Source organism: Bacteroides sp. BFG-606, from assembly GCF_024788145.1.
Lineage (GTDB): Bacteria > Bacteroidota > Bacteroidia > Bacteroidales > Bacteroidaceae > Bacteroides > Bacteroides vicugnae.
The window spans coordinates 1,273,033-1,293,547 of sequence record NZ_JANUIL010000001.1 but is presented as its reverse complement, the minus strand read 5'-3'; the positions used below and the strand labels follow the sequence as shown (position 1 = coordinate 1,293,547).

Sequence of the window (20,515 nt, the reverse complement as noted above, 5' to 3'; positions counted from 1 at the left end):
ATATAATCAGTTAATCTTTTCATTATTATCAAAACACGCTATGGTTCATCCTCTTGAGAATCTACAGAGTCTATTGTCTCCAGCCCTTTTATCTTCTTTGCGAACATTCTCTTTTCGAGCAATTCCGCAAATTCCCGTTCCTTGACAGGCATCACCGAAACAAACTTCCCTTTTCCATATTCTATCAAGATATAATCCGTCACCGAAAAACTACCGAACTTCATGGAATGGTATTTCCTTACTGTGGTGATTTCGGAAAGCGGAATTACCTTCTTACGAATAAAACGGCCGCGTGAAACCTCCAGATTACCGTCTGTAGTCAATGTATAAGCAGTGTGTATAATCTGCTCGATTACTACAATCAGCATAAGCATGAACAGTACGGCTACCAAGATATATTTACACCACAATGCGCCGACGGCATTCACAGTAAGCACTACCAACAGGAAATATTGGTACCAGGCGATGCGGGCATGGAAAATTCGATTCATTTTGTCAGATTTTTGCCTGCAAGGTAGCAATTTTATGAATTAGTGACAACGAAAAGTACAACGAAGTAACTTATTTTGTAGCTTTGCGGTGAGAAATAACAAGATTATGGTAAGAAAATTCGATTTCCTCGTTATCGGTTCCGGAATTGCCGGTATGAGTTTTGCGCTGAAAGTGGCGCACAAAGGTAAAGTTGCTCTTATCTGTAAAAGCGGGCTGGAGGAGGCCAACACGTACTTCGCCCAAGGAGGGGTAGCCTCCGTCACCAACCTTCTGGTGGATAATTTCGACAAGCACATCGAAGATACGATGATTGCAGGCGACTGGATCAGCAACCGTGCCGCAGTAGAAAAGGTAGTGCGCGAAGCTCCCGCACAAATTGAAGAACTGATTAAATGGGGAGTGGACTTTGACAAAAACGAGAAAGGCGAATTTGACTTGCACCGCGAAGGAGGACACTCGGAGTTCCGTATTCTTCACCATAAAGACAATACAGGAGCAGAGATTCAGGACAGTCTGATTAAAGCCGTGCAACGGCATCCGAATATCACGGTCATCGAAAACCAGTTTGCCATTGAAATCCTGACACAGCATCATCTGGGGGTTACCGTAACCCGTCAGACACCGGATATTAAATGCTACGGCGCTTATATCCTCGATCCGAAAACGGGAAAAGTAGATACGTATCTTGCGAAAGTGACATTGATGGCTACCGGTGGAGTAGGAGCCGTTTATAAAACGACCACTAACCCGCTAGTCGCTACCGGAGACGGTATCGCTATGGTGTATCGTGCCAAAGGTACGGTGAAGGATATGGAGTTTGTACAGTTCCATCCTACCGCCCTGTATCACCCGGGAGATCGCCCTTCTTTCCTGATAACGGAAGCGATGCGCGGCTACGGAGGCGTACTGCGCACCATGGATGGCAAAGAGTTCATGCAGAAATACGACCCCCGTCTTTCCCTGGCTCCCCGTGACATCGTGGCACGTGCCATCGACAACGAGATGAAGAATCGTGGAGACGACCATGTATATCTGGATGTTACCCACAAAGATCCCGAAGAAACAAAGAAACATTTCCCTAATATTTACGAGAAATGTCTTAGCCTGGGCATCGACATCACTAAAGATTATATTCCGGTAGCCCCGGCCGCTCACTATCTCTGCGGAGGTATCCTTGTCGACCTGGACGGACAATCTTCCATCGAACGTCTTTATGCCGTGGGAGAATGTTCCTGCACGGGATTACACGGAGGTAACCGCCTGGCTTCAAACTCATTGATTGAAGCAGTGGTATATGCCGACGCTGCTGCCAAACACAGTCTGCAAGCGGTCGATCAATATTCTTATAATGAAGATATTCCCGAATGGAATGATGAGGGAACCCGCTCACCGGAAGAAATGGTGCTCATTACGCAGAGCATGAAGGAAGTGAACCAGATTATGAGTACTTATGTAGGTATTGTCCGCAGCGACCTCCGTCTGAAACGGGCGTGGGACAGACTGGATATTATCTACGAGGAAACTGAAAGCTTGTTCAAGCGCAGCGTAGCGTCCAGAGAAATCTGCGAATTGCGTAATATGGTGAACGTGGGTTATCTGATTATGCGTCAGGCAATGGAGCGTAAGGAGAGTCGCGGATTGCATTATACGATTGATTATCCGCATGCAAAGAAATAGAATTTACAGTATTATTCTTATTAAAAATAAAGAAACAAGAGGCTTTCTCAAATTATATTTTTGAGTTTAGCCTCTTGTCTTTTTATCTTGATACGTTTCTTTTCACTCCTCAAAGAAACTATACTATACATTTATGAGAATATAATACACTTCAGAATGCCACTTATCAAACTGTAAAACAAGCATTTACGCAACAATAGCATGTAAGTACGAATATCTCTGTCTATTCTAAAATTGTCCCTGAATATCACTCTCTTAAAAACATGTTCTTGAGCATGTGTACACTTCTTTGAGAATATAGTAAACGCTTTCCTGTCTCTCATCCCATACTTTTGCTCACAGAAATAATCACTAATCGAAATATTATGGATATAGCTAAAAGATGTGAGCAGAACCCCCTACTGGCTCCAAAAGATTTAAAAGCGGGAATCAACGGAATGGAAATTACATGTTTGTTAAATCCCGGAGTTTTCAAATATCAAGGCAAAATTTGGTTACTTTTACGCGTCGCAGAAAGACCTATACAGAAAGAAGGAATTATCAGTTTTCCTATATATAATGAAAAAGGAAAAATAGAAGTGGTTTCGTTTTTAAAGAATGATCCCGATTTGGATGCTTCAGACCCACGCGTTATCGGTTACAAAGGAAAGAATTACCTGACCACGATGTCTTACTTACGTCTGGTTTCAAGTACCGACGGTATTCACTTCAAAGATGAACCGGAATTTCCACCTATTTTCGGAAAAGGAGAGCTGGAAGCATTCGGCATTGAGGATTGTCGTGTTGCAACAACCGAAAATGGCTTTTACTTTACTTTCACAGAAGTATCATCGGTAGCTGTAGGGGTTGGACTGATTCACACCAATGATTGGAAAAACTATACACGGCATGGGATGATATTCCCACCGCATAATAAAGATTGTGCATTGTTTGAACAGAAGATAGGTGACAAGTATTTTGCTCTTCATCGCCCCAGTAGTCCTGAACTTGGTGGCAATTACATATGGTTGGCAGAATCGCCCGACCGCTTGCACTGGGGAAACCACAAATGTGTAGCAACCACTCGTGACGGAATGTGGGATTGTGCACGTATAGGGGCAGGAGCTGCTCCAATAAAGACAGAAGAAGGCTGGCTGGAGATTTATCATGGAGCCGATTTTAATCACCGTTATTGCTTGGGAGCTTTATTACTCGATTTAAATGATCCGTCGCAAGTGATTGCAAGAAGTGAAGAACCTATCATGGAACCTATCGCAGCTTATGAGCAAACAGGTTTCTTCGGAAATGTTGTTTTCACTAATGGTCATTTCGTGGACGGCGATACGATAACCATGTATTATGGAGCAAGCGATGAAGTGATTTGCAAAGCAGAGCTTTCTATTTCAGAGATATTAAATGTATTAAAACAGACACAAGAGAAGTAATGAATAAACTGAAAAAAGAATATCTGTTCTTTAAGCAACAGGAACCTAACATGAGAACACTGTTGGTTACCAATATGCTTTATGCATTGGTACTACCGATAGTAGAAATCTTTGTGGGAGCCTATATCATGAGGAACACGAGCGATCCGGTAATGGTTGCTTTTTATCAGCTGGCAATGTATATAGGTATCATTACGACCTCTTTTGTTAACGGTTATCTACTAAAAAAATACAGTGTGAAGACGCTTTATTCTGTAGGAATCTTAGTAAGTGGCATTTCCATGTTTGGTATGATGGCTATTAATTCACTTGGTTTCATAGAACTTGGTCTGGCCGGTTTTTTAATGGGAGCAGCTTCAGGTTTCTTCTGGACCAACCGATACTTACTGGCTCTCTATAATACCAACGATAATAGCCGTAACTATTTCTTCGGACTAGAGTCTTTCTTCTTTTCTATTAGCTCCATCGGTGTTCCTTTAATTATTGGTGCATTTATCAGCCAGATAGATGGAAAAGAAGTTTTTGGATTCCTCTTCAACATCAATACTTCTTACTGTGTGGTTACTATGGCAGCAGTAGTTGTTACTGTTATCGCCTGTATGACACTGTGGAAAGGTAAATTTGAGAACCCCAAAGAAACGAACTTCCTCTATTTCCGCTTCAACATTCTTTGGAAAAAGATGCTTTGGCTAGCCGCATTGAAAGGAATGGTACAAGGTTTTTTAGTAACGGCTCCAGCTATATTAGTGTTGAAGCTGGTAGGAAATGAAGGAGCTTTGGGATTGATACAGGGAGTTAGCGGAGCATTGACTGCTGTCTTGGTGTATGTATTAGGACGTATGGCCCGCCCGGAAGACCGTTTGAAAATTTTTGTAGGAGGATTAATCATATTCTTTGTCGGTACACTATTTAACGGCGTTCTCTTCTCTGCTACAGGAGTGATCCTTTTTGTGCTTTGCAAAGTGATATTCCAACCTTTGTTCGACTTGGCTTATTTTCCCATTATGATGAGAACAATTGATGCAGTTGCAAAGATTGAGAATAGAAACGAGTATGCATATATCCTGAGTCACGAGTTCGGTCTTTTCCTTGGAAGAGCTTTCGGCTTACTACTGTTTATCTTCCTTGCTTATTGTGTATCGCAAGATTTTGCATTAAAATATGCGCTGGTGATTGTTGCCGGATTACAATTAGCGGCATATCCTTTAGCTAAGAATATTACTAATCAAACAGATATTATTGAACATGAGAATGAGAAGTAAAGGTCTTTTTTTACTTATCGCCGTTTGTTTTCTGGCATCTTGCTCAAGCAACGGAAATAACTTTGGAGAAAAGGTAGAACAGGTTTCCATCCATAGGGTAGACTCTATGCCTGATATGCCTGAAACTTATAAAATGCTGGACTGGAAGCAAAAAGCAAAAATGTATGACCAGTTTATTTTTGACTGGAATAATAAAAGCGAAGTCGGACCATTAATTTGGTTAGATGATGCCCGCAGAAATATTGACCAAACTACATTTGGTTTATATACCGCCATTAAAGATATTCGTCAGGGAAAGGATGTCAATAACGGAGAGTTCCATGAAAGTCTGAATTCATTGGCGGCTATTCTTGGTGCTGGTCTTGTAGGGATTGATAAGACTAATCAAGACGGATATAACTACGTAAAAATGGTGCAGAATTATTTCAATTCTGATAACGGATGGAATATAGTAATGAACAATACGACTCCGTCAGTAGCCCTTTTAGGAGGAGGCTATGGTCGTGACTGGTGGTATGATGTATTACCCAATGCTTTATATTATGCTATATGTGATGTTTTCCCCGATGTAGACGGGGCAGAGAAGATACAAAAAAGCATTGCGGAACAATTTGTTAAAGCAGATTCGGTATTGAATGGAAATTACGATTACTCTTATTTTGATTATGCACAAATGAAGGGAATGGTCAATAATATTCCATTGCAACAAGACGCCGCCGGTGGTCATGCTTATGTATTGTTATGCGCTTATCATAAGTTTGGTGACCCACGTTATCTACAACATAGTAAGAGTGCCATCGAAGCCCTCCTTGCCCAAAAAGAAAGTCGTTTTTACGAGGCTCTTTTACCACTTGGAGTTTATACGGCAGCCTATTTGAATGCGGTAGAGGGAGCCAACTATGATGTATCCAAACTTCTTGATTGGGTATTTGACGGATGTAAAAGCCCTGCGGGAAGAACCGGTTGGGGAATTATTGTAGGAAAATGGGGTGAATATGATGTAAGTGGTCTGCAAGGAAGCATCACAGACAGCGGAGGATATGCATTCCTCATGAACAGTATCAAACCCGCCTGGCCCTTCATTCCGATGGTGAAATATCAACCTCAATATGCAAAGGCTATCGGCAAGTGGATGCTGAACAATGCAAGTGCGTGTCGTTTATTCTATCCGGGGGAAATAGATGAAAAACATCAATGGGCTCCAGAATTGAAGGACATTACGTATGACAATGTTTCTTATGAAGGTTTACGAAAGACGGATGACTATGGGAAAGAGTCATTAAAAGGGGTTAGCCCGGTTGCAATTGGCGATGGTCCCAAATGGATAAAAGGTAATCCGACGGAAAGTATGTTTAGCGTTTATAGCTCTTCTCCTGTCGGCATTTTGGGCGCAATTGTTTGTCAAACAAATGTGGAAGGTATTCTCCAGCTGGATTGCAATGTCACAGACTTCTATGTAGAGAAACCTTATCCGGTCTATCTCTATTATAATCCTCATAAAGAGGCCAAAACCATTACTTATCAGGCTACCCAGCCATGTGACTTGTTTGATATTGTTGCCAAAGAATATATAGCAAAAAATATAAAGGCAAATGGTTCTGTTGAGATTCCGGCCAATGACGCAAGAGTTATTGTGGAACTTCCCGCCGGAACAGAATTAGAACTGAAAGATGGTAAGATTATTGCGAATAAACAAAATATCATTTCATATAATTAAATCTAAGTGTATAAACTATGAGTAAGCATTTATTATTACTAATTCTTATTCTTGCTGTTTGCACAAATGTCTTTGCACAGCAAACCAAGAGTATTTCAGGTGTGGTATACGACAGTAATACCGGAGAGGCTTTAATTGGAGTTTCTGTTCTTGAAGTGGGAACGACCAATGGTACTATCACAGATTTTGACGGCAGATATACATTGAAAGTATCGTCAAATAAGGTTTCATTCTCATACGTAGGTTTTAAAACTGAAATTGTAAATGTAACAAATAGCGGAACGTACAATGTAAATCTATTGTCCGATAATAAATTGGATGAGGTTGTAGTTATTGGTTACGGTACTCAAAGAAAGAGTGACCTTACCGGTGCCTTGGCTTCTATAAGTAGTAAGGATATTAAGAACTATGCAGTATCTAATGCCTCTGAACTACTTACAGGTAAGGCAGCCGGAGTATTTGTTGCCGCCAGTTCCGGCCAACCGGGATCGGATGCAGTTATTCGCGTGAGAGGTTTAGGTACTGTAAATGATAACAATCCATTGTACGTAGTTGATGGTCAGTTCATGGATAACATTAGCAGTTTGAATCCCTCTGATATTGAACGTATGGAAGTATTAAAAGATGCTTCAGCTTGCGCTTATTTACGGTTCAAGAGGCTCCAATGGGGTTATTCTCATTACTACGAAGGGAGGGGTGAAAGGTGAAACAACTGTAACATTGGATGCTTATGTAGGTGTGAAAAACAGTTATAAAGCATTGAACATGATGAACAGCGACCAATATTATAACTTCATAATGAAAGCATATGAAAAAGATGAAAGCTTTCAAAATTCAATGAAGGATAAGTTTACCAATCAGTATCAGAAGGGTTATAATACCAACTGGTGGAATGAAGTAACTCGTACAGCTTTTAACCAGAACTATAATCTGAGTATTCGTAAAGGAACAGATAATTCGAGATCTTCTTTAAGTTTAGGATATGTAGACGATCAGGGTGCAATCATCACTACTGAATTCAAGAGACTTTCACTTAAAGCGAATCTTGAATATGATATCAACAAATTTATCACTGTTGGCGCCAATGTCAATCTGGCAAAGATAAGAAAACGTGACGCAGGAGCAATTCCTTCATTCGATTTCATTCAAAAAGCTGATCCTTTTACCCCTGTTATCAGCCCGTTGGTAGATCCGTCTTCTGAAAATTACGAATATAACAAATATGCGCCTACCGAGTGGTCTTACGACCCTAATCCGGTAGCCATGCTCGAACTTCCTAATAGATACAATGACATATTCAATGTATTTGGTAATGTGTTTGCCCAAATCAAATTGTATAAAGGATTGAGCTATCGGGTACAGTATAGTTTCGAAAGATACCATGATACTTTCAAAGACTTCCGTCCTGTCTATTCGTCTACTTTTTCGGAAGATAACTTAGCGAATCAGGAAAGTAAATATAATAAAGAAACTCAATTGAATAATAATAGCGCTGTTACTTCTAATTATCAAGTGGAACAACGTCTTAACTACAACACGACAATAGGCAGGCATAAACTGGATGCAATGGTTGCCATGACTTATGAGAAGAACAGCAGCGAAGGCATTAATGCATTTAAGAGAAAGGCTTTAGGTAACGATGAAATCTATCAGATACTTGATGCACAAACAGCCGGAGATAACACCTCGGGAGGTAAAGAAACATCTTCTATGTTGTCGTACCTGGGACGTATCAACTATGTATATGATGACAGATACCTTGCTACAGTCAATTTCCGTGCCGACGGTTCTTCAAGATTTGCCAAACGTAACCGTTGGGGCTATTTCCCATCAGTTTCATTAGGTTGGAGAGTGAGCAATGAAGAATTCTTCAAGAACCTGAACATTGAAAATACAATTTCCAATTTAAAACTGCGTGTAGGCTGGGGACAGAATGGTAACCAACGAATTGATAGAGACGCGCCTCTTACGTTGATTGGCACCAATAATGAGAATCAGTGGTACTTTGGAAACGGGTACTCACAAGGTTACGTCCCGACTTATGTGGGAAATGCAGATATTAAATGGGAAACCAGCCAGCAAACCAATGTCGGTTTAGATATGTCTTTCTTTAAAAACAGCCTTGATGTTAGCATGGACTTTTATGTAAAGAAAACAAGTGACATGTTGCTCAATATGCCTATTCCTTCTTTTGGCGCCTTCCCTAACAGCCCCTTCTTCAATGCAGGAGACTTGAAGAATACCGGTTTTGAAATAGTAGTCAACTACCGTAACCAGATAGGAAAAGACTTTAATTACAATGTAGGGCTGAACATGTCTACTTATAAGACAGAGGTAACCAAACTTACATCGGAATATTTGAGTGGAAACACTAGCCGTACGTATGTAGGAGGTCCTATCGGACGTTTCTGGGGGTACAAACAAATAGGAATATTCCAGAATCAGGAAGAGATAGACAATTATGTGGATAAGAATGGTACCAAGATTCAACCTAATGCACAACCGGGTGATTTTAAATTTGCCAAATTAGGAGAATCAGGCGAATTGAATGATGATGATGACCGTACTTTTATCGGTGATCCTAATCCGGACCTCATTTATGGTTTCAACTTAGGATTTAGTTATAAGAACTTTGATGTAAGTATGGCATTCCAGGGAACTATTGGGAATGACATCTGGAATGTTGCTAAAGGAAGCCTTGCTTCAGCAGGACGTCAGAACGCTTTGGCTGATGCTTACACAAAAGCATGGACAAAAGACGGAGATTTGGATGCTGTATATCCACGCATAACCAACTCTGATTCTAACAATAATATGAGAGGTTCTTCTTTCTATGTGGAAAATGGTTCTTACCTACGTTTGCAAAATCTGCAAATAGGTTATACACTGCCGAGTCACATTTGCCAGAAGAGTAAACTGTTTTCAAGTTGTAGATTCTATGTGAGCGGTCAGAATATATTTACTTTAACCGGTTATTCCGGGCTTGATCCGGAACTGGGTATCAATAACCCATTGGATATGGGAGTGGATACTACACGTTATCCGTCTTCACGTACATTCACTTTTGGAGTTAATTTGCAATTTTAAATCTAGCTAAAAAGACATTACATTATGAGAAAAATATTATATATAATATGCTGGGCTCTTGCCGGAGTGGGGTTGTATAGCTGCTCTCTCGACGAACCAAGTTATGGTAAAACCACAAGCGATAATTATTATCAGAAGGAAAGCGATATTGAACAAGCCTTGACAGGAGCTTATCTTCAATTACGTACAACTTGGAATGAATATGCATTAAATCATTATTTTGTAGGTGATTGTAGCACTGATGATGCCCTAAAAGGAGGAGGTAATGACGGTGACCGTGCCGAAGTACGCGACTTGTCCGACTTTACTGTCTACACAACTAATGGCGAAGTAGGGCGTCGTTGGGAGATACTGTACAGATTGATTAATCGCTGTAACGATGTGATTTATTATGCCCCTAATGCAATAGGAAATGAAGAACTATTGACGCGTTATGCAAACGAGGCAAAAGCATTGAGAGCATTCGGTTATTATTGCCTGGTCAGTACATTCGGAGAAGTTCCTTTAATCACTACGCCAATGCAACCCGCTGAAATACTGCAAATACCCCGTTCCCCATTGGAGAAGGTATATGAATGTATTGTGAGTGATTTAACCGATGCCTCTGCACTTCCCGCCAAAGGAGATTACTCTGATGATGATGCTTATCGTGTAACACGTGGCTTTGCAAAAACAATGCTTGCTAAAACATATATGTTCAAAGGTGATTTTGCCTCTGCCGAAACTGTACTTCATGATATTATTGAAGTAGACAAAGACTATACATTATTGAGCGATTATGGCATGAACTGGCGTACTGAATATGAAAACAGCTCGGAATCTGTATTTGAGATTGCCAACAAAGTATATGATAAAAACATTGCCACAGGTACCAATGTTCCCCACTTCTTTACAAGCAGACGCATCTCCGGTTATCAGGGATATGGATTTCACGTACCGACTCAAGATCTCTATAATGCCTTTGACGCAGATGACCCACGTATTACCTACGTATTCACACAAACTGGTGACAGATATAAAGGTGATACTGAAGCGCAAGACAACGCTGAATCTCCAAGCGGTTATCATGATTACAAAATGACTGTACCAGCAATAGAAAAAACAGGTTTCGACGTCTGGATGATTAGTTACAACATTCGTTTGATCCGTTACTCCGATGTCCTCTTAATGTATGCCGAAGTATTAAACGAAAATGGAAAACCAGGGCTTGCACTTCCTTTCCTGAATGATGTAAGAGAAAGAGCCCGCAAAACTAATCCGATAGATCCGAGAAGAGATCAACAGACGTATGTTCCTGCTACAACAGCTAATACCCTGCCCGACATAACAGAAACGAACCCAGAACGTCTAAAAGAAATCATTTGGAAGGAGCGTCGCTGCGAATTGGCTATGGAAGGCTGGAGACGGGATGACCTAATGAGGCAAAAACGTTTCGGAACCGTGATGCGTGCTTATGCAACAAAATATAATACATCGAAAGGTGCCAATTTTAGGGACGACAGAGATTATCTGTTTCCTATACCACAAGGTGAAAGGGATAAGAGTAACAATATTCTTTCCCAAAATCCGGGTTATTAATATGAATAAAATGATGGGGCGGGTTATAAAATCCGCCCTCTTTTAACAACCAACTGACCATGAAAAAGACATTATTATTTCTCGTAACAGGTTTTTTCTTTCTCAACAACCTGTCAGCACAAAAGCCGATAGAGCAAAAAGATATCCATTTAGTACAGTATATGCCTAACATACCTTTCCCTTATAAAATGAAAAACTGGAAAGATATAACAACGAAGCAGGATAAACTATTTTACGATTTCAACGCCAAAGGACAGAGCTTACCTCTTATCTGGTGGGACGACTCTCAAATAAACTTTCCATTCCGCACTTTCGGACTTCCAAGCTACGTAGATAAAAGACGTTTAGGAGGAAACTCTTATGAGTCTCTTCCCACTATGGGATCACTCATTAGTGCAAGTCTGATAGGAGTAGACAAAAGCAATGATGACGGAAAAGATTATGTATCGATGATACGCCAATTCTTCAACAAAAAGAATGGAACAAATCTTATATTGAACGGACTCGACAGAAAAGCCGGAGAAAGTTTCTGGTATGAGATATGGCCGGCAATGGCTTATTCTATGCTGGTAGATTTATATCCTCAAAAAACAGAGATGCAGGAGCCGATGAAGATCACTGTCGACAACTGGTATTCTGCTATCCAAGACTTGAGTGAAGGCAGGGAATATCCGGACTTCAACTTCACCGCCTTCAACTTTAAGAACCGCAAAGGGTATCATAATAAAGTATGGCGCGAACCAGATGCAGCCGCAGGACTTGCTTGGTTGCAATACATCTCCTGGATTAAATACGGAGATAAAAAATATCTGAATGCTACACGTCAATGCATGGCATTCTTGCAGAACCGTCCCTCAAAAGAAGGCACTTTCTATGAGATAATGATGCCCTACGGAGCTTACCTGGCAGTACGTATGAATGCGGAACTTGGAACCACTTATGATGAACTGAAAATGCTTAACTGGTGCTTTGACGGTAATAACTCTGACCGTGACGGATGGGGAGTGATGTGCGAGCGTTGGAACAAATACGACGTACACGGATTGGTAGGACAAAAAAAGGATGAACAATATGCTTTTGCCATGAACACCTTTTCACAAGCTGCCGCACTTGTTCCAATTGTAAAATACAACCCAGCTTATGCTTCCACAATAGGTAAATGGATGCTGAACCTGGCAAACGCCTGTCGCTTATTTTATGCAGACGAGCACCCCCGCAACCGCCAGTCAAGTTCCATTTGGGAAGGCGATCCTCAACATGTCATTTGCTATGAAGGATTGAGGAAGGACTTGTATCATGGCAACCATTTTGAACCGTTCCAGGGATTATTGTCCGATGAGGGCCCCTATGCTATTGGGGATCAGGTAAAAACCATGTCTTCGGCTACGGATATTTGCTTGTATGGTTCGGCTTGGGTAGGCATGTTAGCTTCTATTGTAGATACTACTAATGTAGAATGTATTCTCCAACTGGATTGCAATGTCACAGACTTTTATTCCACAAGAAAATATCCTACTTATCTTTTATTCAATCCTTATTTTGAGGCCAAAGAAGTAACCTTGAATCAACACTTTACTGAACCTACGGACTTATATGATCTGGTATCCAAGCAATACATAAAGAAGAATTGTATGGGTGAAACAAGCATTATCCTAGACCCTGATAATGCCGTCACTATTGTTTGTATTCCTTCTTCGGCAAAGAAAATAAAGAAGCATGGTAAATTGGTTGTTGACGGTGAAATCATAGATTATCGTTTGTAGTTCAGGTGGATTATTTCATAATCTTATAATCCTCTGTTACCGATAAAAATATGCGTGGAATAAAATAAATTCCTTATATTTGCTATCATCCTAACCGTATAAATAACATTCATTTACATGAGAAACATCTTATACGTACAAATAATTTTTATTTTGATTATTGCATTTGTTACTCCCATAAAGTCTTATGCATTTAATGTATCAAAACACATATCAAATGTTAACGGACTGACAAATAACTCGGTAAACTGTATTTTGGAAGATGAGGAACACACGATCTGGATTGGGACATGGGATGGACTAAATGCGTATAATGGAAGAGAAATTACAACATTCAGATATAGCAAAAACAATCCGAATTCTATAAGTAATAACGTTATCCGACAGATTATTGAATGTAAGGGTAGCTTATGGATAGCAACAGATAATGGAGTTAATCGGCTAGATAAACGAACTCGTCAGATAACAAGGTATTATTTGAGAACAGACAATAAAGTACCTAATCAGGAAAAGTCTTTTATTTTAGGAAAGAGTGCGGCAGGAGATATCATCTGTCTTATAAAAGGGCTTGGTTTCTTTGTTTATAATGATTCTGAAGATGAGTTTAATCCGATTAACACAGACTTTGCAAGTCATGTAAAGGATTATTCTGTGAGTGATTCTGATCATGTGCTTTTTCTTTTAAATAATGGAAGCTCTGTATATTTGAGTTATAATCTACTTGTGAACGGAGGAAAGCAGGATGATTTACGCACAGTCGGCATACATACTCCTGTAGATAAAATATTTCTGTCGAAAGGCAGATTTATCTTGAATAAAGACAACAGGATTTTCCTTTTGAAGCCCGACTTTACAGTTTCCCAAGACATTGAACTGGATAGTAACAAACCTGTATCGCAAGCTATTTTAGCAGAGGATAATATGTTCGTCAGCTTTATAGAAGGTGGCTGTATTAATTATGATTTAAGAAAGAAGACTTTTACCTATCTGAACGAACTTTCCAACCAGTTGTCAGTTTTCACTCTTTATTCCGGCAGCCAGAATATATTGTGGATAGGTACGGACGGACAAGGACTAATTCAGCTTTATCATTATGATTCTTTGTTTGAAACCGTTCACACTAGCCACCCTGTGAGATGTTTTTGTGAGGATGAAGATGGTAATATTCTGATAGGCACAAAAGGAAGCGGAATAAAGCTGTTGAATCCTGAAACTAAAGAGTTGGCAGATTATCTGAATGAGAGTAAAGGATTGATATCCAATTCCGTCTATGCATTGAAAAGAAATAAAGCCAATGATATTTTTATCGGAACGGAAGGAACCGGAATTAATATATTGAATGCCGCTACAGGACGATTGGAAAAACTAGAGATACCTGATAAATACCCACCCTTCAAGGCTGTGTACAATATTTATTTTACGAATAATGATTCTCTTTTATGGATCGGTACATCAGGGTATGGCTTAATCAAAATAAATATTTCCAGAGAACAAGGTCGCTACCACGTTAAAGGATTCCGGCAATACAACTCGTCAGATAAGAATATCTCATTGAATAATGATGTTGTTTATGCCATTACATCCGACCCGAAAGACAATATGTTATGGTTTGGCACACGTGGCGGAGGCTTAAACTGCATTAATATCAAAAATAACGGCATAAAATCATTGGAGGATATAGACAGTCGGATTTTACTCACCAATAATGATGTATTGTGTTTACTGCGCGATGATACCGGTATATGGATAGGGACAAGTTATGGACTGAACGAATTGAAAAAGGAGGAGAATGATTTTCATCTGATACAATATGCCGACGAGAAATTGAATAATAAAACGATTCACGGAATATTAAAAGATCATGAAGGAAATATATGGATCAGTACCAATCAGGGGTTGTCTAGCTTGAATATAAGAAGCAATAAAATAGATAATTATACTTTGAATGATGGATTGCAGAATGATGAATTCTCTGATGGAGCTTTCTTCAAGGATAAACGTAATTTCTTATATTTTGGAGGAGTAAGCGGGTTTAGTTATTTCAATCCTCGAAATATACATTTGCGCAAGTTTAATCCTTCACTTATATTAAGTAGTTTGAAGATATATAATACGGTGCAGGATATTAATGAACGAATCAAAAAAGGAGTGTTGAAACTTAGCTACGAAGAAAGATTCATGACTTTCAATTTCATAGCCAAAGACTTTATTAACAATGAAAACTGCGAATATGCTTACCGCTTGAAGAACCATTCGGACGATTGGGTGGAAATGGGTAATAATCCGAATATTATTTTTACCCAACTTCCTCCGGGTGAATATCAATTTGAAGTGAAGAGCACGAATGGAGACAAAGTATGGGGAGATAACATTTATCACTTAACCATAAAAGTAGGTTATCCGTGGTGGCTTAGTGTCCCGGCATTGATTATTTATGCCATATTATGCGTTATTATCTTCTATATTACAAAGTCTGTTATCAAAAACCGCATACGGTTAAGCCGTCAGATTCTTATAGCCCAGATAGAGAAACGGCATGAACAGAAGATATATGAATCCCGGCTAAACTTTTTCACTAATGTGGCACATGAGTTCTTTACTCCACTGACTTTGATTTATACACCTGCACAACACTTATTGGAACAGAATGGGCTAGATAGTAACACAAAGAAGTATCTTCAAATAATAAAGAATAATGCCGAAAGGATGCAGAAGCTGATTAGTGAGTTAATGGAGTTTCGTAAAACTAAATCGAGCAATATGGATTTGCATCCTGAAAGTGTGAATGTGAAAACATTAATGGAATATGCTTCCAATAATTATGTGGATATACTAAAAGAGAATAAAATAGACTTCAAGGTAGAGACGCATGATACGTCAGAGATATATTCCGACCGCAATGCTTTGGAGAAAATTATATTCAATCTGCTATCGAATGCTTTCAAATATACTCCTCGTTATGGATATATTCACGTTGAAATATCACAGAATGAACCTGATAAAACCTTATATCTGATTGTAAGAAATTCAGGTAAGGGGTTAACAGAGCAACAGATGGCAGAGATATTTGATAAGTATAAGATATTTGATACTCCAAAATTGGGTAACTCTGTAAGCAATGGCATAGGTTTAAATCTAACAAAGAGCCTGGTTGAATTATTAGGTGGGCAGATAAGCGTAAGCAGTGAGCTAGGAAAAAATGTAGAATTTTCAGTTGTAATTCCTCCTTTACCATCCGATCATTCACTTGTTGTAACAGATGAAAAGGATTCGTTGCAGAAAGAAAAAAACGAGCAGGACGACTTATCTCCTCGCAAAGACACTGTCATACTGATAGTGGAAGATGAAAAGAATATCAGGGATCTACTTAAAGATGTCCTCTCCGATTATGTGATACATGAAGCAAAAGACGGGATGGAGGCTTTGAAAGAGATAGAACACAATCATCCTGATATTATTATAAGTGATATTGTCATGCCCAATATGGACGGTTTAAGTCTAATTCATAAGTTGAAATCCGATTTGAAAACAAGCTATATTCCAATTATAGGAATATCGGCAAAAGCTTCTGTAGAAGACCAAATTAATGCCTTTAATCATGGTGCAGATGCTTATATCGTCAAACCATTTCACCCAAGGCAGGTTATATCCGCAATAGAGAATCTACTGTCGAGGCAGATGCTTTTAAAAGACTACTTTAATTCCAGCATGTCTTCTGTGAAAGTAAAAGACGGGATTGTGCTTCATCCGGAAGACGAAGAGTTAATACAGAATGTGACAGATTTCATAAAAAATAATATAGATGATGAGTTATTAAGCCCTTCTTCTATTGCCGAGTTCGTAGGAGTGAGTAAAGCTACTTTATATCGGAAGTTCAAAGAAATAATAGATAAAACTCCGAGTGAGTTTGTACGAGGCATCAGACTGGAATATGCAGCCAAACTACTAAGGACAACTAAATTGACTGTATCCGAGATTATGTTCAGATGTGGATTCTCTAATAAATCTTATTTCTATCGAGAATTTTTAAAGCAATACGGTGTATCTCCAAAGGATTACCGGAATCAATAGATAATATAAAAAAGGCTATCCGAAAAATAAATAAATCCTATCAATCTGTCATTAACTTTGTTCAAAGCATGGTCAAAATATTGTGAAGCATCTCTTCTTTAATATAAAGCGCGAATTCTTCCACAAACAGGATGACAGAGCAAAATGATAGCAAATAGTACTTTTTTCGGAAAGCCTTTTTATTTAATCAATCCGTAGATCAATAGTTTTCTTTCTTCACCTCGAAGTAAGCCTGCGGATGCAGACATGCCGGGCAAACTTCAGGAGCTTCCTTACCTACAGTAATATAACCGCAGTTACGGCATTGCCATACCACTTCGCCTTCTTTAGCGAATACAGTCATATTTTCGATGTTGTTCACGAAAGCAAGGTATCTTTCTTCGTGACCTTTTTCAGCGATGGAGATATTGCGGTACATAGCAGCAATCATCGGGAAACCTTCCTGTTCTGCCACATCAGCAAAGTGAGGATAATCCAGTGACCATTCTTCATGTTCACCCGCTGCTGCAGCGCGAAGATTCTCAAGCGTATTACCGATTACACCAGCCGGATAGCTGGCAGTGATTTCTACCATACCGCCTTCGAGGAACTTGAACATACGTTTTGCATGCTCTTTTTCCTGATCAGCTGTTTCTGTGAAAATGGCAGCGATTTGTTCGTAACCTTCTTTCTTTGCCACACTTGCAAAATAAGTGTAACGCATTCTTGCCTGTGATTCTCCTGCGAATGAAGTCAACAGATTCTTCTCTGTTTGAGTTCCTTTAATACTCTTAGCCATAATTCTAATCTATTTTAAATTGGTTGATTACCATACGTAACTTGTCGTACTATTTATAACACAAATATACGCGATTTGTTCATAACAAACCACCTTTTCTTCAATTAATAATAACTATCAGCTCATCGATAAAACCTATCAACAAATAAATAGTATGTTGAAAAACACACTTCTTTCGATTATTTTATATAATTTTGCAACCTCTACTTTACAAAAGGGCTGAATATATACATAACAACTAATAATAATGAAGCTATTTGAATTTAAACCCAAACTGGTTTCTTGTTTAAAGAATTACTCAAAAGAAACGTTCATGGCCGACTTGATGGCAGGTATCATCGTAGGGATCGTTGCGTTGCCATTAGCCATTGCCTTCGGTATTGCTTCGGGGGTATCGCCCGAAAAAGGTATTATTACCGCTATCATTGCCGGATTTATCATTTCCCTGTTGGGAGGAAGCAAAGTCCAGATCGGTGGCCCGACAGGAGCATTTATCGTCATTATCTACGGCATCATCCAGCAATACGGCGAAGCCGGACTGATTGTAGCCACACTCATGGCAGGTGTACTCCTTATTTTATTAGGAGTGTTCAAGCTCGGAGCGGTTATCAAGTTCATCCCTTATCCTATCATCGTCGGTTTTACCAGCGGTATTGCTGTCACTATTTTCACGACCCAGATCGCCGATATTTTCGGTCTGTCTTTCGGAGACGAGAAAGTACCGGGGGACTTCGTCGGGAAGTGGATGATCTATTTCCGTCATTTCGATACTATCAACTGGTGGAATACCATCGTAAGTTTTGCCAGCATTATCATCATCGCCATCACTCCGAAATTCTCAAAGAAAATTCCCGGCTCACTGATTGCCATCATCGTTGTCACAGTAGCCGTTTATCTGATGAAAACTTTCGGTGGAATCGACTGCATCCAGACCATCGGCGACCGTTTCACCATCAAATCGGAATTGCCTGATGCCACTGTGCCTGCACTGAATTGGGAAGCTATCAGAGAATTGTTTCCGGTAGCCATCACCATCGCCGTACTGGGAGCCATCGAATCCCTGCTGTCCGCCACTGTAGCCGACGGTGTGATAGGCGACCGCCACGATTCCAATACAGAACTGATCGCCCAAGGAGCAGCCAATATCATAGCCCCCCTGTTCGGAGGTATTCCCGCTACCGGAGCCATTGCCCGTACCATGACGAATATCAACAACGGAGGTAAAACACCGATAGCCGGAATTATCCATGCAGTGATACTGCTTCTGATTCTGCTCTTCCTGATGCCCCTCGCACAATATATCCCGATGGCGTGCCTTGCCGGGGTACTGGTCATCGTATCTTATAACATGAGCGGATGGCGTGTGTTCAGAGCTTTATTGAAGAACCCGAAATCAGATGTCACCGTATTGCTGATTACTTTCTTCCTGACCGTAATCTTCGACTTGACTGTCGCTATCGAGGTAGGATTGGTGATTGCCTGCGTCCTCTTCATGAAGCGTGTCATGGAGACTACCGAAATCTCGGTGATTACCGACGAGATTGACCCTAATAAAGAATCGGATATTACCGTACACGAAGAAAACCTGATGATTCCCAAAGGCATAGAGGTATACGAAATCAATGGTCCTTACTTCTTCGGTATCGCTACCAAATTTGAAGAAACCATGGCTCAACTGGGAGACCGTCCGAAAGTACGTATTATCCGTATGCGTAAGGTTCCGTTCATCGACTCCACAGGTATTCATAATCTGACCACCCTCTGCGAGATGTCACAGAAGGAAAAAACCACCGTTATCCTTTCCGGAGTAAACGAGAACGTGCATAACGTACTGGAAAAAGCCGGATTCTACGAACTGCTTGGAAAAGAGAATATCTGTCCGAATATCAATGTAGCGTTGGAGAGGGCGAAGAGCCTTGTAAAATAAATGAGCTACTGAAAGCGTAAAAGACGTATTACACAAAAACAATTTACAACAAAACGGGCTGCTACAGAATCACTTCTCCGGCAGCCCTTCTTTCTTTAAATTAAAAACAGAAAGAGTATGATGTCATTTATTTAAGTTTCACAAGTAGTAAACAAACCTTTGCTCATGGCAAAGATACCATCGTTTATATGAAGATGAGCATTCAATAAATCGTATGCAGGAGACAGACGGAATCAATATGAAGAAACGCATATTTTATCTATTCTGTGCCTCATAATTCGAGCTCCTCTCTTCTGAATCAGAAAAAACGCCTGCAATTTAAAACAGCACAATTCGCAAGCGGCACCAAACACCTATTATTGCTAGACAAATTGCAGTAAAGCAGACCTTTTAAAAGTATAAAAAGTCACTATATCGTCAGACACATATCAGATTGCTATTTACAAACCAACAGAAAAGAAAGACCAACCAGCTCTAATTCTGCTCTCCCAAAACCCAGTTTCGCTTCCTTTAAAAGGAACCGACGGTTTGTTTATACCAAAGAGAGCGTTTGTTTTAAACAAACCGAAGCTTTGATTACACCAAACCGATGGTTTAGTGACACCATATATTGCATATTTCAAGGAAATAAATGCAATATAAAAAGAAAAAGCGCATATTCTTGCAACTGAATATGCACTTTTTCTTCTATTAGGTCCTTTTATCTTATTCCGGTTTTCTTCTGAATCTTAAAAATGGA

Annotated in this window: 10 protein-coding genes and 1 pseudogene; 9 read left to right on the top strand and 2 right to left on the bottom strand. The window is 39.8% G+C overall.

Annotated features, from left to right (window positions below; translation table 11 throughout):
* Window positions 1–38: 38 nt before the first annotated feature.
* On the bottom strand, window positions 39–491 hold the full coding sequence (locus NXV01_RS04645; protein WP_148367729.1) for a PH domain-containing protein: 453 nt from the start codon (window positions 489–491) through the stop codon (window positions 39–41).
* Window positions 492–597: 106 nt separating this feature from the next.
* Between NXV01_RS04645 and nadB the strand changes: the two genes are divergently transcribed.
* The 8 genes and pseudogenes from nadB to NXV01_RS04600 all read left to right on the top strand — a co-directional run bounded on the left by nadB (window position 598) and on the right by NXV01_RS04600 (window position 17,071).
* A complete protein-coding gene (gene nadB, locus NXV01_RS04640) occupies window positions 598–2,169 on the top strand; it encodes an L-aspartate oxidase (RefSeq protein WP_148367728.1) in 1,572 nt (523 codons plus the stop codon).
* Window positions 2,170–2,534: 365 nt separating this feature from the next.
* Window positions 2,535–3,593: a glycoside hydrolase family 130 protein gene (locus NXV01_RS04635; protein WP_259021812.1), complete on the top strand. Its 1,059-nt coding sequence runs from the start codon at window positions 2,535–2,537 to the stop codon at window positions 3,591–3,593.
* Complete coding sequence (locus NXV01_RS04630; RefSeq protein WP_148367726.1) at window positions 3,593–4,855, top strand: MFS transporter; 1,263 nt, start codon at window positions 3,593–3,595, stop codon at window positions 4,853–4,855. Before NXV01_RS04635 ends, NXV01_RS04630 begins: the two co-directional genes overlap by 1 nt.
* A complete protein-coding gene (locus tag NXV01_RS04625) occupies window positions 4,839–6,572 on the top strand; it encodes a hypothetical protein (protein ID WP_148367725.1) in 1,734 nt (577 codons plus the stop codon). Before NXV01_RS04630 ends, NXV01_RS04625 begins: the two co-directional genes overlap by 17 nt.
* A 17-nt stretch (window positions 6,573–6,589) precedes the next feature.
* Window positions 6,590–9,659 (top strand): annotated as a pseudogene (locus NXV01_RS04615) (SusC/RagA family TonB-linked outer membrane protein).
* A gap of 24 nt (window positions 9,660–9,683) precedes the next feature.
* On the top strand, window positions 9,684–11,237 hold the full coding sequence (locus NXV01_RS04610) for a RagB/SusD family nutrient uptake outer membrane protein (RefSeq protein WP_258978902.1): 1,554 nt from the start codon (window positions 9,684–9,686) through the stop codon (window positions 11,235–11,237).
* Window positions 11,238–11,296: 59 nt separating this feature from the next.
* Complete coding sequence (locus tag NXV01_RS04605) at window positions 11,297–13,000, top strand: hypothetical protein (protein WP_259021809.1); 1,704 nt, start codon at window positions 11,297–11,299, stop codon at window positions 12,998–13,000.
* A 117-nt stretch (window positions 13,001–13,117) separates the two neighbouring features.
* On the top strand, window positions 13,118–17,071 hold the full coding sequence (locus tag NXV01_RS04600; protein ID WP_259021808.1) for a two-component regulator propeller domain-containing protein: 3,954 nt from the start codon (window positions 13,118–13,120) through the stop codon (window positions 17,069–17,071).
* A 199-nt stretch (window positions 17,072–17,270) separates the two neighbouring features.
* On the opposite strand, the gene rbr is transcribed toward NXV01_RS04600, so the two are convergent.
* A complete protein-coding gene (rbr, locus tag NXV01_RS04595) occupies window positions 17,271–17,849 on the bottom strand; it encodes a rubrerythrin (protein ID WP_148367721.1) in 579 nt (192 codons plus the stop codon).
* 247 nt (window positions 17,850–18,096) lie between these two features.
* On the opposite strand from rbr, the gene NXV01_RS04590 reads away from it, so the two are divergent.
* Window positions 18,097–19,776, top strand: a complete 1,680-nt coding sequence (locus NXV01_RS04590; protein ID WP_148367720.1) for a SulP family inorganic anion transporter — start codon at window positions 18,097–18,099, stop codon at window positions 19,774–19,776.
* Window positions 19,777–20,515: the final 739 nt, after the last annotated feature.